Annotated in this window: 11 protein-coding genes; 8 read left to right on the top strand and 3 right to left on the bottom strand. The window is 72.4% G+C overall.

Translation table 11 applies throughout. The annotated features are described in order from the left end of the window. Positions 1–69: 69 nt before the first annotated feature. The 8 genes from ABZ370_RS07045 (at position 70) to ABZ370_RS07010 (ending at position 11,211) form a co-directional block, all read left to right on the top strand. Complete coding sequence (locus ABZ370_RS07045) at positions 70–1,488, top strand: hypothetical protein (RefSeq protein WP_358617591.1); 1,419 nt, start codon at positions 70–72, stop codon at positions 1,486–1,488. 80 nt (positions 1,489–1,568) lie between these two features. Continuing rightward, positions 1,569–2,588, top strand: coding sequence for a glutamate ABC transporter substrate-binding protein (locus ABZ370_RS07040; RefSeq protein WP_358617589.1), 1,020 nt, complete (start codon positions 1,569–1,571; stop codon positions 2,586–2,588). A 194-nt stretch (positions 2,589–2,782) separates the two neighbouring features. Continuing rightward, positions 2,783–4,126: a hypothetical protein gene (locus tag ABZ370_RS07035; RefSeq protein WP_358617586.1), complete on the top strand. Its 1,344-nt coding sequence runs from the start codon at positions 2,783–2,785 to the stop codon at positions 4,124–4,126. Then, positions 4,119–6,608: a tetratricopeptide repeat protein gene (locus ABZ370_RS07030; RefSeq protein ID WP_358617583.1), complete on the top strand. Its 2,490-nt coding sequence runs from the start codon at positions 4,119–4,121 to the stop codon at positions 6,606–6,608. Before ABZ370_RS07035 ends, ABZ370_RS07030 begins: the two co-directional genes overlap by 8 nt. A gap of 3 nt (positions 6,609–6,611) precedes the next feature. Next, a complete protein-coding gene (locus tag ABZ370_RS07025; RefSeq protein WP_358617580.1) occupies positions 6,612–7,925 on the top strand; it encodes a PP2C family serine/threonine-protein phosphatase in 1,314 nt (437 codons plus the stop codon). A gap of 122 nt (positions 7,926–8,047) precedes the next feature. Next, complete coding sequence (locus ABZ370_RS07020; protein ID WP_358617578.1) at positions 8,048–9,415, top strand: VWA domain-containing protein; 1,368 nt, start codon at positions 8,048–8,050, stop codon at positions 9,413–9,415. 60 nt (positions 9,416–9,475) lie between these two features. Next, positions 9,476–10,699, top strand: coding sequence for an FHA domain-containing protein (locus tag ABZ370_RS07015; RefSeq protein ID WP_358617575.1), 1,224 nt, complete (start codon positions 9,476–9,478; stop codon positions 10,697–10,699). A 107-nt stretch (positions 10,700–10,806) separates the two neighbouring features. Then, positions 10,807–11,211 (top strand): globin, encoded by a 405-nt coding sequence (locus tag ABZ370_RS07010; RefSeq protein ID WP_358617572.1) that lies wholly within the window; start codon positions 10,807–10,809, stop codon positions 11,209–11,211. Positions 11,212–11,230: 19 nt separating this feature from the next. On the opposite strand, the gene ABZ370_RS07005 is transcribed toward ABZ370_RS07010, so the two are convergent. Genes ABZ370_RS07005 through ettA form a run of 3 tightly spaced genes read right to left on the bottom strand, consistent with a single transcriptional unit; the run spans position 11,231 to position 14,169 of the window. Next, positions 11,231–12,019, bottom strand: coding sequence for a hypothetical protein (locus ABZ370_RS07005; RefSeq protein ID WP_358617570.1), 789 nt, complete (start codon positions 12,017–12,019; stop codon positions 11,231–11,233). Continuing rightward, positions 12,016–12,501, bottom strand: a complete 486-nt coding sequence (locus ABZ370_RS07000; RefSeq protein WP_358617568.1) for a thioesterase family protein — start codon at positions 12,499–12,501, stop codon at positions 12,016–12,018. The genes ABZ370_RS07005 and ABZ370_RS07000 overlap by 4 nt, the downstream gene beginning before the upstream one ends. Before the next feature lie 3 nt (positions 12,502–12,504). Further along, a complete protein-coding gene (gene ettA / locus ABZ370_RS06995; protein ID WP_358617565.1) occupies positions 12,505–14,169 on the bottom strand; it encodes an energy-dependent translational throttle protein EttA in 1,665 nt (554 codons plus the stop codon). Positions 14,170–14,288 lie beyond the last annotated feature (119 nt).

Raw genomic sequence — 14,288 nt, 5'->3', positions numbered from 1 at the left:
CCGGTCGGGGGGCGCGGTCCATACTTCTGCGGACAGTGACCGTGGGGTCCGGACCAAGGGGGAGGTCTTGTGTCACAACCGTCGACTCTGTCGGCCACCGGCAGACCCGCGCCGCCGCCCGCGCCCGCGGCCCCGCCGCGGACCGGGTGGCGGGAGGGCGTGGACCGGTTGCGGACCGCGGCCACGACCGAGCCCGGGCGGCTGCGGATCATCGGGGCCGTGCTGGCCGCACTGGTGGTGGCGTTCGGAGCGGTGACGGCGTGGCAGGTCTCCGACCGGCAGACCGCGGCCGACGCGGTGGCCGAGCACAGCCAGCCGCTGAGCGCGGACGCCGCGCGGATCTACCGCTCGCTGGCCGACGCCGACACCACGGCGGCGAGCGGCTTCCTGGCAGGCGGCCAGGAGCCCGCCGCGGTGCGCCACCGATACGAGCGGGATATCGACACCGCGTCCGAGCTGCTGGTGCGGGCCGCGTCCAATACGGACGGTTCGGCCTCGGCGCGCGCCGAGATGCGGAAGATCAGCCAACTGCTGCCGGTCTACACGGGGCTGGTCGAGTCCGCGCGTGCCAACAACCGCCAGGGCCTGCCGCTGGGCGGCGCGTATCTGCGGTACGCGAACGACACGATGCGCACCCGGCTGCTGCCCGCCGCCGACCGGCTGTACGAGGCGGAGACCGCCCGGCTCGGGGAGGACTACGGGGACGCGAAGGCCTGGCCCTGGGTGGCGATAGGGGTGGGCGTGGCCGCACTGGCCGCCCTGGGATGGGCCCAGCGCCGCAACTACCGGCGGACCAACCGGGTGTTCAACCACGGTCTGCTGGGCGCGTCCGCCGCCGCCACGGTGGTGCTGGTGTGGCTGGTGGCGGGCCATGCCATCGCCCGGACCGAGCTGAACGACTCCGACGACCACGGGGCGAGGTCGCTGCGGGTGCTCAACGAGGCGCGGATCGCCTCGCTGCGGGCCCGCGCCGACGAGAACCTGACGCTGATCGCGCGCGGCGCGGTCGTCGTCGACACGGACGGCGCCAACAAGGGCAAGGACGCCTACGAGGTCAGCTACGCCTCCCGGATGGCCGGGCTCGTCGGCGGCGGCTCCGGCGGCGGTCCCGCCGCGGGCAGCCTGCTGGACCGGGCGCATGACCTCGCGGACGACGGCGGGGGCCGGAAGCCGGTGGAGGCGGCCGCCACGGCGGTCCGCACGTGGCAGGCCCGCCACCAGGCGGCCCGCGGCGCCGATGACGCGGGCGACTACAAGGACGCGCTGGAGAAGGTCATCGGCGCCAAGGACAGTACGGGCAAGTCCTTCGACCGGGTGGACGTCGAGCTGGCGAAGGCGCTGGACCATGAGCAGCGGCAGTTCCAGCAGGCTGCCGACAGCGGGCGCGGTGCGTTCACCGGGCTGGCGGTCGGGGCCGGGGCGCTGGCGGTGCTGGGCGCGGCGGGCGCGGTCCTGGGCATAGGCCGCAGGCTGTCGGAGTACCGGTGACGGCGATGGGGGGCGGAGACATGCGATCGGTACGACTGCGAACGGCACAACCGGGATCAGCACGACCGCGATCGGCGCGGATGCGATCGGGCCTCGTCGCGGTGGTGTGCGCCCTCGGGGTGACCACGGCCATCGTGGGGCCCGCGCTGATGGACGGTGGGGGCGGCGGGTCCCGGCAGTCCCGGCCGTCTCACGGGTCCCGTCCGGGTCCGCACGCCGTGGGCACCGGTTCCGGCGTGGCGGCCGAGAGCTGCAAGAAGCCGGAGGCGAGTCTGCGGCCGTCGGCGGCGAGCGGTCCGGCCATCAAGCGCATCAAGGAACGGGAGATCAACGGGCACAAGGTCGGCAAGCTGATCGCGGGCGTCGACCAGAACAGCTACCGCTGGGGCTATCGCGACCCGGCCACCGGTGAGCTGACCGGGTTCGACATCGACCTCGTGCGCGCGATCGCCAAGGACATCTTCGGCGATCCGGACGCGGTCATCTACCGCACCATTCCGACCAATCAGCGCATCAAAGCCCTCCAGCAGGGCAAGGTGGACGTCGTGGTGCGCGCCATGACCATCAACTGCGACCGGGTCAAGGACGTGGCGTTCTCCACCGCCTACTTCCAGGCCGGACAGCAGGTGCTGGTCCCCGACGACTCGTCCATCACCGGCTACAACAAGACCCTGCGCGGCAAGAGGGTCTGCACGGCGAAGGGTTCGACCGCCGAGGCCGTGCTGGACGACCCGGAAAAGGGCGTCAAGGCGCTCGGCGCGATCAAGGTCAAGCTCGTTCCCAGCCAGCTGGACTGCCTGGTCAGACTGCAGATGGACCAGGTGGACGCGGTGATCACGGACAACGCGCTGGCGGCGGGCCAGGCCGCCCAGGACCCCTCCGTCAAGCTGGTCGGCCCCCGATTCACCGATGAGCTGTACGGCGTGGCGATGAACAAGAACGACGACGACCTGGTACGCCGGGTCAACAAGGTCCTGGAGGACTACCGCAGAGGCGGCGCCGACAGCCCCTGGCAGCGTGCCTACCGCACCTGGCTCGCGGAGGATTTCGGCAGGACACAGCGGAACCCGGCGCCTCCAGATCCCGTGTACAAGAATTGAAGGGGTCAAGAAGTGAAGGGGTCAAGAAACGAAAGGCCCAGGGAATGAGGGCGTGAGCGCTGGAGGAGTCGTGGGGCGGCGGGAGCCGAGGATCACGAACCGGCAAGGATTAGCGCCCGGTTCATACGCGTAGGGATGTCGCAGCAGACGGATCACGCCTGACGGATACGGACACGGACTCGGAGAGGTGATCGATGGGGGTCCCGGGACCCTTCCCCGGCGCCGCGGGGACACCCGAGGGGCCGGCCATGGGCCGTGAAGAGGTCGACCGTGCGCTGGCGAGGCTCGGTGCCGAGCACGAGGCGATCGAGACGTCGCTGCTCGCCCTCCAGGACCACGCGGGCAGAAGGCTGCTCGAAGGCGCCGAGCTGACGGGCGTCACCAAGGACCGGTGGGCCACCACCGAGCAGGCCATCTCCCTGCTGTGGAGCTATTTCGACGCGTATACGGACGCCCTCCGGCGCGCCCGCGAGGTGCGCTCCCGGCACCGCTGGTCCACCCCGGGCGAGCTGGCCGAGCTGACCGAGCTGCTGCGCGGCCCCGGTATCACCCTGCCCAGCACCGCCACCCTCACCGGAACGCCGCTGCTCAGCGAGCAGTTGAGCCTGGACCGGCTGGTCGACCGGATGAACCGCTGGTATGCCGAGGCGCTGGACGTCATCGTCACGGCCGACGCCGTGTGGTCCGCGCTGCCCGCCCGGATCGACATGCTCGCGGCCGAGCTGCACCGCACCCGTTCGCTCGCCCACTCGGTCGGGGTGCGGCCCGGTGAGCACCCCTCGGGCGACGATCTGGAGGAGATCACCGCCGAGCTGACCGCGCTGCGCGCCGAGGTGGTCTCCGATCCGCTCGCCTTCTGGAAACCGGCCGCGGGCAGTTCGGCGCCCGGCGGCGGCAGCCCCGACACCGTCCGCTACGACCGCGCCGCCCGCGCCCTGGACGACGTACGGCGCGAGATCGAGGCCGTCCTGGACGTCCGGCAGGACGCGGAGCGGCGTCTGATGCGGCTGCGCGATGTGCTGTCCCGCGCCGATCGCACCCTCGCGGAGGCCCGGCAGGCGCGCGGCGAGGTGCTGGCGAAGATCGCGGCGTCCGAGGTGCCCGCGGTCAGCGGCCCGCCGACCGCCCTGCACGAGCAGCTGATCGCGGCCGCCGACTACCGGCGGCGTTCCCAGTGGCACCGGCTCTCCCCGCTGCTGGAGAGCCTGGAGCAGCGCGCCGACGACGAACTGCTGCGCGCCCGCGAGTCGCTGACGGCGGTGACCGCACCGCTCGCGGTCCGCGCAGAGCTGCGCGGGCGGCTGGACGCGTACAAGGCGAAGGTCGCCCGGCACGGTATGGCGGAGGACCCGCTGCTGGTCGAGCGGTACGACGCGGCGCGGCGGATGCTGTGGAGCGCCCCGTGCGATCTGCGCGTCGCCGAGCAGGCGGTCCAGCGCTACCAGCGGGCGGCCGCGGAGGCGCTGGCGCCCCGGCAGCCGGACCCCGCCGGTCATGGCGCCGCCGATCATGGGAGCGAGGGGGAGCGCCATGAGTGACACGGGCACCTGCCAGCGGCGCGAGTGCGGCGGGTCGTACGAGGACGTGGGCGGCGGCGAGCTGTACTGCGGCTCCTGTGGGATGGCCCCGGTGGTCTCCCCGCAGGGCATGGTGAGTTCACCGCCCACCGGTGTCGCCGCCGGGGGCCATGGCTCGGCCTCGTCGTCGCACTCGTCCCGCTCATCCCGGCCGTCCCGGTCGTCATCGTCCCGCCGCTCGGTGTCCGGGCGGCTGTCCCGCTCCTCCTCCGGGCGCTCCTCGCGTTCGGTCTCGGTGCGCGGCTCCGGTTCCTCCTCGACCGCCTCGGGGCGGAACGCGCTGGGTGCGGGCCTGGTCAGCGTCCCGGAGGTGCCGCGCCCCGATCCGCGTACGGCGGTGCTGGCCAACCCCGAGGTGCCGGAGCGCAAGCGCTTCTGCAGCCGGGGCGACTGCGGGGCGCCGGTGGGCCGCGCCCGCGGCGACCGGCCGGGCCGCACCGAGGGGTTCTGCACCAAGTGCGGTCACCCCTACTCGTTCGTGCCGAAGCTCGGCCCCGGCGACATCGTGCGCGGGCAGTACGAGGTGGCGGGCTGTCTGGCGCACGGCGGGCTCGGCTGGGTCTATCTGGCCATCGACCGTGCGGTGTCGGACCGCTGGGTGGTGCTCAAGGGCCTGCTGGACACGGGCGACGAGGAGGCGCTGGCGGCCGCCGTCTCCGAGCGCCGCTTCCTCGCCGAGATCGAGCACTCCAACATCGTCCGGATCTACAACTTCGTCGAGCACCTCGACCAGAGCACCGGCAGTCTCGACGGCTACATCGTCATGGAGTACGTCGGCGGCAAGTCCCTCAAGGACATCGCCAACGGGCGGCGCGCCCAGGACGGCAGGCGCGATCCGCTGCCGGTCGAGCAGGCGTGCGCGTACGGGATCGAGGCGCTGGAGGCCCTCGGCCATCTGCACAGCCGCAATCTGCTCTACTGCGACTTCAAGGTCGACAACGCCATACAGCAGCAGGACCAGCTCAAGCTCATCGACATGGGCGCGGTCCGGCGGATGGACGACGAGGACAGCGCCATCTACGGCACGGTCGGCTACCAGGCCCCGGAGATCGCGGAGCAGGGCCCCTCGGTCGCCTCCGACCTCTACACGGTGGCGCGCACGCTCGCGGTGCTCACCTTCGACTTCCAGGGCTATACGAACGTCTTCGTGGACAGCCTGCCGGACCCCGAGCACATCGAGGTCTTCCGGCGGTACGAGTCCTTCTACCGGCTGCTGGTGCGGGCCACCGACCCCGATCCGGGGCGCCGGTTCTCCTCCGCGCAGGAGATGTCCGACCAGCTGACCGGTGTGCTGCGGGAGGCCGTGGCGCTGCAGACCGGGCGGCCCCGGCCCGCGCTGTCGACCCTCTTCGGGCCGGAGACCCGGGTGGTGGACACGGCGTTGTTCGCCGATCAGGGCCAGGAGCCGTCCCTGCTGGGCGGGCGGACGACGGGCCGGGGCGCGCCGTCCGGCGGCCCCGTACCGCCGCAGGGCCCGCCGGCCCTGCCGCTGCCCGCCGTCGCTCCGCCTGACATCCCGCCGCTGGACGTCCGGGCCGCCGCCCTGGCCCTGCCCGTGCCGCTGGTGGACCCGTCCGATCCCAACGCCGGTTTCCTGGCCGGGTTGCTGTCGGCCCCGCCCGCCGAGGTCGACGCGGCGCTGCCCACCGCGCCCGTCGACTCGCCCGAGCTGCGGCTGCGCCGGGTGCGCGCCCTGCTGGAGCTGGGCCAGGCGCACGAGGCGGGCGTCGCGCTGACCGGTCTGGAGGCCGCGTACCACGACGACTGGCGGATCGTCTGGTACCGGGGGACGCACGCGCTGGCCATCGGCGACCACGAGACGGCCGCGCTGTCCTTCGACGCCGTCTACGACGCGTTCCCCGGGGAGCCCGCGCCGAAGCTGGCGCTCGGCGTCTGCGCCGAGGTGCTGGGCCAGCTGGACAACGCCGCGGAGTACTACCAGCTCGTATGGGCGACCGATCCGAGCTTCGTGAGCGCCGCCTTCGGGCTGGCCCGGGTCCGGCTGTGCTCCGGTGACCGGGCGGACGCGGTGCGGGTGCTGGAGTCGATCCCGGAGTCGTCCATCCACTACACGGCGGCCCGGGTCGCCGCGGTGCGGGCCCGGCTGCGCCAGCGGGTCGCGCGGGAGGCGCTGCTGGCCGATCTGACGGCGGCCGCGCTCCAGGTGGAGCGGCTGGGCGAGTTCGGCCTCGACGCGGTGCGGCGCGAGCGGCTGTGCACGGAAGTCCTGGGCAGTGCGCTGGATTGGGTACTGTCCGGCAGCAGCGGCGCGCCGCCGGGCAGCACCCGGCCGCCGCTGCTCGGCAGCAGCCTGGACGAGCGCGGGCTGCGGTTCGGACTGGAGCGCTCGTACCGGGTACTCGCCAGGCTCGCGCAGCGCGGCGAGGAAAGGATCGAACTGGTGGAGCGGGCCAACCGCTACCGCCCCAAAACGTGGGTGTGATCGATGTCGCAGATGCCGCAGCTCCCCCAGCTGTCAGCCTGCCCGACCTGTGCAGAGCCGCTGGAGGCGGGAGACAATTACTGTGGCCAGTGCGGAGCCGACCTGTCGGCGGCCGTGCCGTCCGCGCGGCGGGAACCGGAGGACTACCCGCTGTCGGCCCCGGCACCGGCGCCGGTGACCGACCCGCGGACCGCGGCGGCGCTGAACGCCCCGTCCCCACCGGGCCCGGCGGCGCCCGGCCCGGCACCGGCCACCCCCGCCGACGCACCCGTCGGCACTCACCCGCACACTCGGACGAATACTCAGACGCAGACCAGTACAAGCACGGCAGCGAGCGCGGGCACCGGCACCGGGGCAGACCCCCGGCTGTCCGGCGGCGACAGCCGCCCCCGGTGCGCCGCGTGCCAGGAGGGCACCATCGACAAGGACGGATACTGCGAGCACTGCGGGCACGCACAGACGCGTGAGCGCGACCATATGGAACGGGAGTTGGCGGGCGTCGCCGCGGCCAGTGACCGAGGGCTGCGCCACCACCGCAACGAGGACGCGTTCTCCGTGGCCACCGTCGCCCTCCCGGACGGCTCACCGGCCGTCGTCGCGGTGGTCTGCGACGGGGTCTCCTCGGCCACCCGCCCCGACGAGGCATCGGCGGCCGCCGCCCACGCAGCGGAGGCGTCGCTGCTCACCTTGCTCCCCAGCGGCACCCACCCCCAGCAGGCCATGAACGAGGCGATCGTGGCCGCCGCCGACGCGGTCAGTTCGCTCGCCCTGGAGCCCGGCGCGTCCGGCGCACCGGGTCCGCACGAGGAGCACCAGCGCCAGCAGAACGCTCCGGCGTGCACCATCGTCAGCGCCGTGGTCACCGGCGACCTGCTGACCGTCGGCTGGATCGGCGACAGCCGCGTCTACTGGGTACCGGATGACCGGGCGACCCAGCCCGCCCGGCTCACCGAGGACGACTCGTGGGCGGCCCAGATGGTGGCGGCGGGGCTGATGTCGGAGGCCGAGGCGTACGCGGACGAGCGGGCGCACGCCATCACCGGCTGGCTCGGTGCGGACGCCTACGAACTGGTGCCGCACACCGCCTCGTTCAAGCCCGACCGGCCGGGGGTCGTGGTGGTGTGCACCGACGGGCTGTGGAACTACGCCGAGTCGGCGGAGGAGATGGCCCGCGCGGTGCCGCCGGACGCCCGGGGGCGGCCGCTGCAGAGTGCGCGGGTCCTGGTGGGCCACGCCCTCAACGGCGGGGGCCACGACAACGTAACAGTGGCCGTGGTGCCGTTCCCCACCGCGCCGGAAGGGGCAGGATCGGCCTGACGGCCCGAGGGGGGACGGGTTCCGGCCCGGGGGAAGCGGCGCCGGACGTCATCACTCCGCCCACGCTCTCGTGGCACGGCACGATGCCCATACGTCCCTGTGGAGCGCCAAGGAGTGGATAGATGGCCAATTTCTCCAAGTCCCATGCGCCGCGGTTCTCGGTCGACGTCTATCAGAACGAGTACCTCCCGGAGGGAGGCCGTGAGGTCAACGCGATCGTCACGGTCACCTCGACCGGCGGCGGGACGACCGGAGGAATGCCGATCTCCGCTCCCGTCGCCGCCCCGGGCCGGTTCGCCCGGGGCGGCGGCTCCGCCGGTGCGGCCGTGGTGATCATGGTGGACTGCTCCGGTTCCATGGACTATCCGCCGACGAAGATGCGTCACGCGCGGGACGCGACCGCCGCCGCGATCGACACGGTGCGCGACGGGGTCGCCTTCGCCGTGATCGCGGGCACCCACAAGGCGGCCGAGGTCTTCCCGGGGAATGGCGGGCTGGCGATCGCCGACCCCGTCACCCGCACCGAGGCCAAGGACGCGCTGCGCGGGCTCTCCACGGGCGGCGGCACGGCGATCGGCACCTGGCTGAGGCTCGCCGACCGGCTGCTGGGCGCCGCCGATGTCTCGATCCGGCACGGCATCCTGCTCACCGACGGCCGCAACGAGCACGAGAGCCCGGAGGAGTTGCGGGCCGCGCTCGACGCCTGTGCGGGCCGCTTCACCTGCGACGCCCGCGGGGTCGGCACCGACTGGGAGGTCAAGGAGGTCACCGGGATCGCCTCCGCCCTCCTCGGAACGGCCGATATCGTGGCGGACCCGGCCGAACTGTCCGGGGACTTCACGCGGATGATGGCGACGGCCATGCGGAAGGAAGTCGCGGACGTCCATCTGCGGCTGTGGACCCCGGTCGGCGCCGAGGTGGTGTTTGTGAAACAGGTCGCACCCACGGTCGAGGATCTGACCGGGCGGCGCACCGAGGCCGGTCCGCGCTCCGGCGACTACCCGACCGGGTCATGGGGGGACGAATCCCGCGATTACCACGTGTGTCTGCGGGTTCCGGCGGCGGAAATCGGCCAGGAAATGCTCGCGGGCCGGGTCTCCCTCGTCCTGCCGCAGCCGGACGGCCAGAGCCCCGCGGGCCCCCTGCCGCAGGGGCTCGTCCGGGCCGTGTGGACGACCGACATGACCGCCTCCACCTCGATGAATCCGCAGGTCGCGCACTACACAGGCCAAGCCGAACTGGCACAGGTCATCCAACAGGGCATGGATGCGCGTAAGTCCGGCGATGTCGAGGGAGCGACCGCGAAGCTGGGAAGGGCCGTACAGCTGGCGGACACCTCGGGGAACAAAGACACGGCGAAACTGCTTGCGAAGGTGGTGGACGTCGTCGACGCGGCGACAGGTACTGTGCGACTGAAAGCGAAGGTCGCGGAAGCGGACGAGATGACACTCGAAACACGCTCATCCAAAACAGTTCGCGTCAAGAAGTAGCACGAAGAGATCGCGTTACGGCAGAAATGCCAAGAACGGCACAAGAGGGGGATCACCGACATGCCGACATGCCCTAACGGACACCAATCGGCGGCCGACGACTGGTGCGAGGTGTGTGGCCACCGGATGTCGGGGACACCCATGCCCTCCGGCCACGTCCCGCCGCCTCCGCCCCCTCCGATGCCCGGCGGTGGCTACGGCGCACCGGCCCCGGGCGGTCCGCCGCCCCCGCCCGGCGGCGGGTACGGCTACCCGAGCCCCCCGGCCCCGCCGCAGCCGGACATCGGCTACCAGCAGCCGGAGCTGTGCCCGCAGTGCCGTACGCCGCGTGAGGCGCAGGCGCCGTACTGCGAGGAGTGCCGCTTCAACTTCCTGACGCAGCAGCCCACTTCGTACGCTCCGCCGCCCCCCGGACAGGGTGGCTTCCCGCCGCCGCCCGGGCCGCCGCAGCCGTACGGGCAGCAGCAGGGCCCGCCCTCGTACGGGCAGCCGCCCCACCCCCAGCAGCATCAGCCGCCGCACCAGACGCATGGCGGCGACTACCAGGCCTCGCGCCCGTCCCAGATCAACCGCCCGGCCGAGCCGCTGTCGCCGTCGGACCCGAACCAGCCCTCCCGCCCGGCCTTCGGTGCCGCGGAGGACGACTGGCCGCTGCCGCCGCCGCAGGCTTCCGCGGGCGCCGCCGCCTCGCCGCCCCCTGCTCCGGCCCCGCCGCAGCAGCAGGGGTACGGCTACGGCTACCCCCAGGCGCCGCAGCCGCCCGCGCCCGCGGCCCCGTCCTTCGGCAACGAGGCGTACCCCGGTCACGGCGCGCCCCCGCCGCCCGGACCGTACGGACAGGGCGGCGGACACACGCCCCCGCCCCCGGCCGGGCCCGCGAACTGGGTCGCGGTCGTCGCACCGGACCGTGACTACTTCACGGCGATGATGCACCGCAGCGGCCCGGAGGCCGCCGGGCTGAACCTCCCGGCGTACTCCCCCGAGCAGCAACTGCAGCTGGGCGGCCGCCAGCAGATCACCATCGGCCGCCGCCGCCACAGCACGGGCGAGGCCCCGGACATCGACCTCGGGCGCGCGCCCGAGGACCCGGGCGTCTCGCACCAGCACGCGGTCCTCGTCCAGCAGCCGGACGGCGGCTGGGCGGTCGTCGACCAGGACTCGACGAACGGCACGACGATCAACGGCGGCGAGGAGCCGATCCAGCCGTACGTCCCGATACCGCTCCAGGACGGCGACCGGGTACACGTCGGCGCGTGGACGACGATCACCGTCCGCCGCGGATAGAAGGCCGAGTGAAGGGGCCGGGGTGCGTCGCCCCGGCCCGCTGCCTCCACGTTTCGGCGGGTCCTACGCCCTCTTCCCCGGGCCGGGTGGTCTGAGAGCATGGAGGCGTGAAAGACATTCCGCGCGGCACACTTCAGGAGCAGACCTTCTACGAGCTGGTCGGCGGCGAGCAGACCTTCCGGCGCCTGGTCCGACGCTTCTACCAGGGCGTCGCGGAGGACCCGCTGCTCCGGCCGATGTACCCCGAGGACGATCTGGGCCCGGCGGAGGAGCGGCTGGTGCTCTTCCTCATGCAGTACTGGGGCGGGCCCCGCACCTACAGCGACAACCGCGGCCATCCCCGGCTGCGCATGCGCCACGCGCCGTTCACCGTGAACCGGGCGGCCCATGACGCCTGGCTGCGCCATATGCGGGACGCGGTGGACGAGCTGGAGCTGGCGCCCGACCTTGAACGCCAGCTGTGGAACTACCTCACCTACGCGGCCGCCTCCATGGTCAACACAGAGGGCTGAGACCGCCCGCCCTGGAGTCCTAGGCGGGCGTCACGGACAGCCCGGGGAGCCCCGACGTACGCACCGCGATCGAGCCGTACGGGGTGCGCAGCCGCAGCCAGCCGCCCGCGGCCAGCAGGGCCGGCGGCTCGGCCGCCGGGGCGAGCGCGGTGGCGCCGCGGGAGCCGGTGGCGGCGGGCGCGCCCGCCGCCACGGGGCGCAGGAAGCCCAGCGACTGGGCGGCGTGCACGGCGCGCAGCGGCAGCCCGGTGTCCCCGAGCGTGCGGGACCAGATCTCGTGGCCGATGCGGTCGCGCTCGGCGCGCGTACGGTGCTCCTCGGGGAGCGCCTCGTCGCGGGCCCGGAACTCGGCGACCGCGGCGGCGACCGACCCGCGCACCTCGTCCGTGCCGGGCAGTCCGGGCACCCGGCGCCAGCCGCCGCGCGGCGGCAGCACCCCGGCCCAGGACGGGCCGGTGACGGCATCCGGCACGCCGACGGTGAGCCCGCCGGACGCCGTCCGGCCGGAGCCCGCCTCGTCCAGCGCGTCGGCGAACTGACCGGCCGAGACGGTGGTGTCCAGCGCCCCCGGCCCGCCGGGCGCACCGGCGTCCGTGGCGCCCGCGGTGACGACGGCTTCCAGCCGTGCCGTGCGGATGGCCAGCACCTCGAAGGACGGCGGCCGGCCGAAGACGGCCAGCACTCCGCCGCCCGCCTGCAGCCGGACCGCGGCGGCGCGGTCGTAGTGGATCAGCCGGGCGAGGAAGGCGGCCAGGTCGGCCGCCTCCCCGGCGTCGGCGAAGTGGAGCTCGTGCCGGAGGACCGTCATACGGTGACGGCCCCCTCGGCGGACTTCCCGGAGGTCGTCCCGGCTGCCTTCCCGGCCGACTTTCCGGAGCCCGGCTCGGACTCCAGGTACTCGGTCAGGAAGCTCTCCTCCTCGGGCGTGACGCGGCGCGGCCGACCCGCTTCGAGGTCGAAGGGGACGATGCGGGTGGCGGCCCGCACGTACACGGTCTCCTCGTCCTTGATCTCGTAGCGCAGGTTGATGTAGGCGGCACGAATATCCGTCACCCAGGTCTCGATGGTCACCGGCGTGTGCCGGTGGACGAGCGGCTTCAGGTAGTCGATCTCGTGCCGCGCCACGACCACTCCGCCGGTGAACGCGTCACTCCCGTTCCCCGGCGCCAGCCGCCACATGAAGTCGACGCGCGCCTCCTCCAGATAGCGGAGGAAGACCACGTTGTTGACATGGCCGAACGCGTCCATGTCGAACCAGCGCAGGGGGCAGGAGTAGAGGTGCCGGGCCATCCCTCAGCCCCGGGTGAGCTTCTTGTAGGTGGCACGGTGCGGACGGGCGGCGTCCGCACCGAGCCGCTCGACCTTGTTCTTCTCGTACGACTCGAAGTTGCCCTCGAACCAGAACCACTTGGACTCGCCCTCGTACGCCAGGATGTGGGTGGCGACGCGGTCGAGGAACCAGCGGTCGTGGGAGACGACCACGGCGCAGCCGGGGAAGTCCAGCAGCGCGTTCTCCAGGGACGAGAGGGTCTCGACGTCGAGGTCGTTGGTCGGCTCGTCGAGGAGCAGCAGGTTGCCGCCCTGCTTGAGGGTGAGCGCGAGGTTGAGGCGGTTGCGCTCACCGCCGGAGAGCACCCCGGCCGGCTTCTGCTGGTCCGGGCCCTTGAAGCCGAAGGCGGAGACGTAGGCGCGGGACGGCATTTCGACCTGGCCGACGTTGATGTAGTCCAGCTCGTCGGAGACGACCGCCCACAGCGTCTTCTTGGGGTCGATGTTGGCGCGGCTCTGGTCGACGTAGGAGATCTTGACCGTGTCGCCGACCTTGATCTTGCCCGAGTCCGCGGTCTCCAGGCCCTGGATCATCTTGAAGAGCGTGGTCTTGCCGGCGCCGTTGGGGCCGATCACGCCGACGATGCCGTTGCGCGGCAGGGTGAACGAGAGGTCGTCGATGAGGACCTTCTCACCGAACGCCTTGGAGAGGTTCTCCACCTCGACCACGACGCCGCCGAGCCGCGGGCCCGGCGGGATCTGGATCTCCTCGAAGTCCAGCTTCCGGGTCTTCTCGGCCTCGGCGGCCATCTCCTCGTAACGGGTCAGCCGGGACTTGGACTTCGCCTGACGGCCCTTGGCGTTGGAGCGGACCCACTCCAGCTCTTCCTTGAGGCGCTTGGCGCGCTTGACGTCCTTCTGCCCCTCGACCTTGAGCCGGGCCTGCTTCTTCTCCAGGTACGTGGAGTAGTTGCCCTCGTAGCCGATGGCGCGGCCGCGGTCGAGCTCCAGAATCCACTCGGCGACGTTGTCCAGGAAGTACCGGTCGTGGGTGATGGCCACGACGGTGCCCGCGTACTTTGCGAGATGCTGCTCCAGCCACTGGACCGACTCGGCGTCCAGGTGGTTGGTGGGCTCGTCGAGGAGGAGCAGGTCGGGGGCCTCCAGCAGCAGCTTGCAGAGCGCGACCCGGCGCTTCTCACCACCGGAGAGGGTGGTGACCGGCGACTCGCCGGGCGGGCAGCCGAGGGCGTCCATGGCCTGCTCCAGCTGGGCGTCCATGTCCCACGCGTTGGAGTGGTCCAGGTCCTCCTGGAGCTTGCCCATCTCCTCGAGCAGCGCGTCGCTGTAGTCGGTCGCCATCTGCTCGGCGATCTCGTTGAAGCGGTCGAGCTTGCCCTTGGTCTCCGCCACGCCGTCCTGGACGTTCTCCAGGACGGTCTTGGACTCGTCCAGCGGGGGCTCCTGGAGCAGGATGCCGACGCTGTAGCCCGGCGAGAGGAAGGCATCGCCGTTGGACGGATGCTCCAGCCCGGCCATGATCTTCAGCACCGTCGACTTACCGGCGCCGTTGGGGCCCACGACACCGATCTTCGCGCCAGGATAAAAGCTCAGCGTGACGTCGTCGAGGATCACCTTGTCGCCGTGCGCCTTGCGCGTCTTGCGCATGGTGTAGATGAACTCAGCCAAGAGAAACCGTCCGGCAGTCTGGTAGGTATCGATCTGCGGCCCGCGCCGCATGGGTGCATGCGGGCTCCGCCACGTCCAGGGCAGAGACACCCCACCCCATCTTGCCGTACGGCAGCGCC

The sequence above is a fragment of the Streptomyces sp. NPDC005962 genome (genome assembly GCF_040629205.1).
Taxonomy (GTDB): Bacteria; Actinomycetota; Actinomycetes; order Streptomycetales; family Streptomycetaceae; genus Streptomyces.
The sequence above is the reverse complement of the archived record's forward strand: the minus strand, read 5'-3'. Positions and strand labels throughout refer to the sequence as shown.

Coding starts and splice junctions, on each gene's coding strand:
- ABZ370_RS07040 (WP_358617589.1), top strand. CDS start 1,569: ATGCGATCGGGCCTCGTCGCGGTGGTGTGCGCCCTCGGGGTGACCACG.
- ABZ370_RS07035 (WP_358617586.1), top strand. CDS start 2,783: ATGGGGGTCCCGGGACCCTTCCCCGGCGCCGCGGGGACACCCGAGGGG.
- ABZ370_RS07030 (WP_358617583.1), top strand. CDS start 4,119: ATGAGTGACACGGGCACCTGCCAGCGGCGCGAGTGCGGCGGGTCGTAC.
- ABZ370_RS07025 (WP_358617580.1), top strand. CDS start 6,612: ATGTCGCAGATGCCGCAGCTCCCCCAGCTGTCAGCCTGCCCGACCTGT.
- ABZ370_RS07020 (WP_358617578.1), top strand. CDS start 8,048: ATGGCCAATTTCTCCAAGTCCCATGCGCCGCGGTTCTCGGTCGACGTC.
- ABZ370_RS07015 (WP_358617575.1), top strand. CDS start 9,476: ATGCCGACATGCCCTAACGGACACCAATCGGCGGCCGACGACTGGTGC.
- ABZ370_RS07005 (WP_358617570.1), bottom strand. CDS start 12,019: ATGACGGTCCTCCGGCACGAGCTCCACTTCGCCGACGCCGGGGAGGCG.
- ABZ370_RS07000 (WP_358617568.1), bottom strand. CDS start 12,501: ATGGCCCGGCACCTCTACTCCTGCCCCCTGCGCTGGTTCGACATGGAC.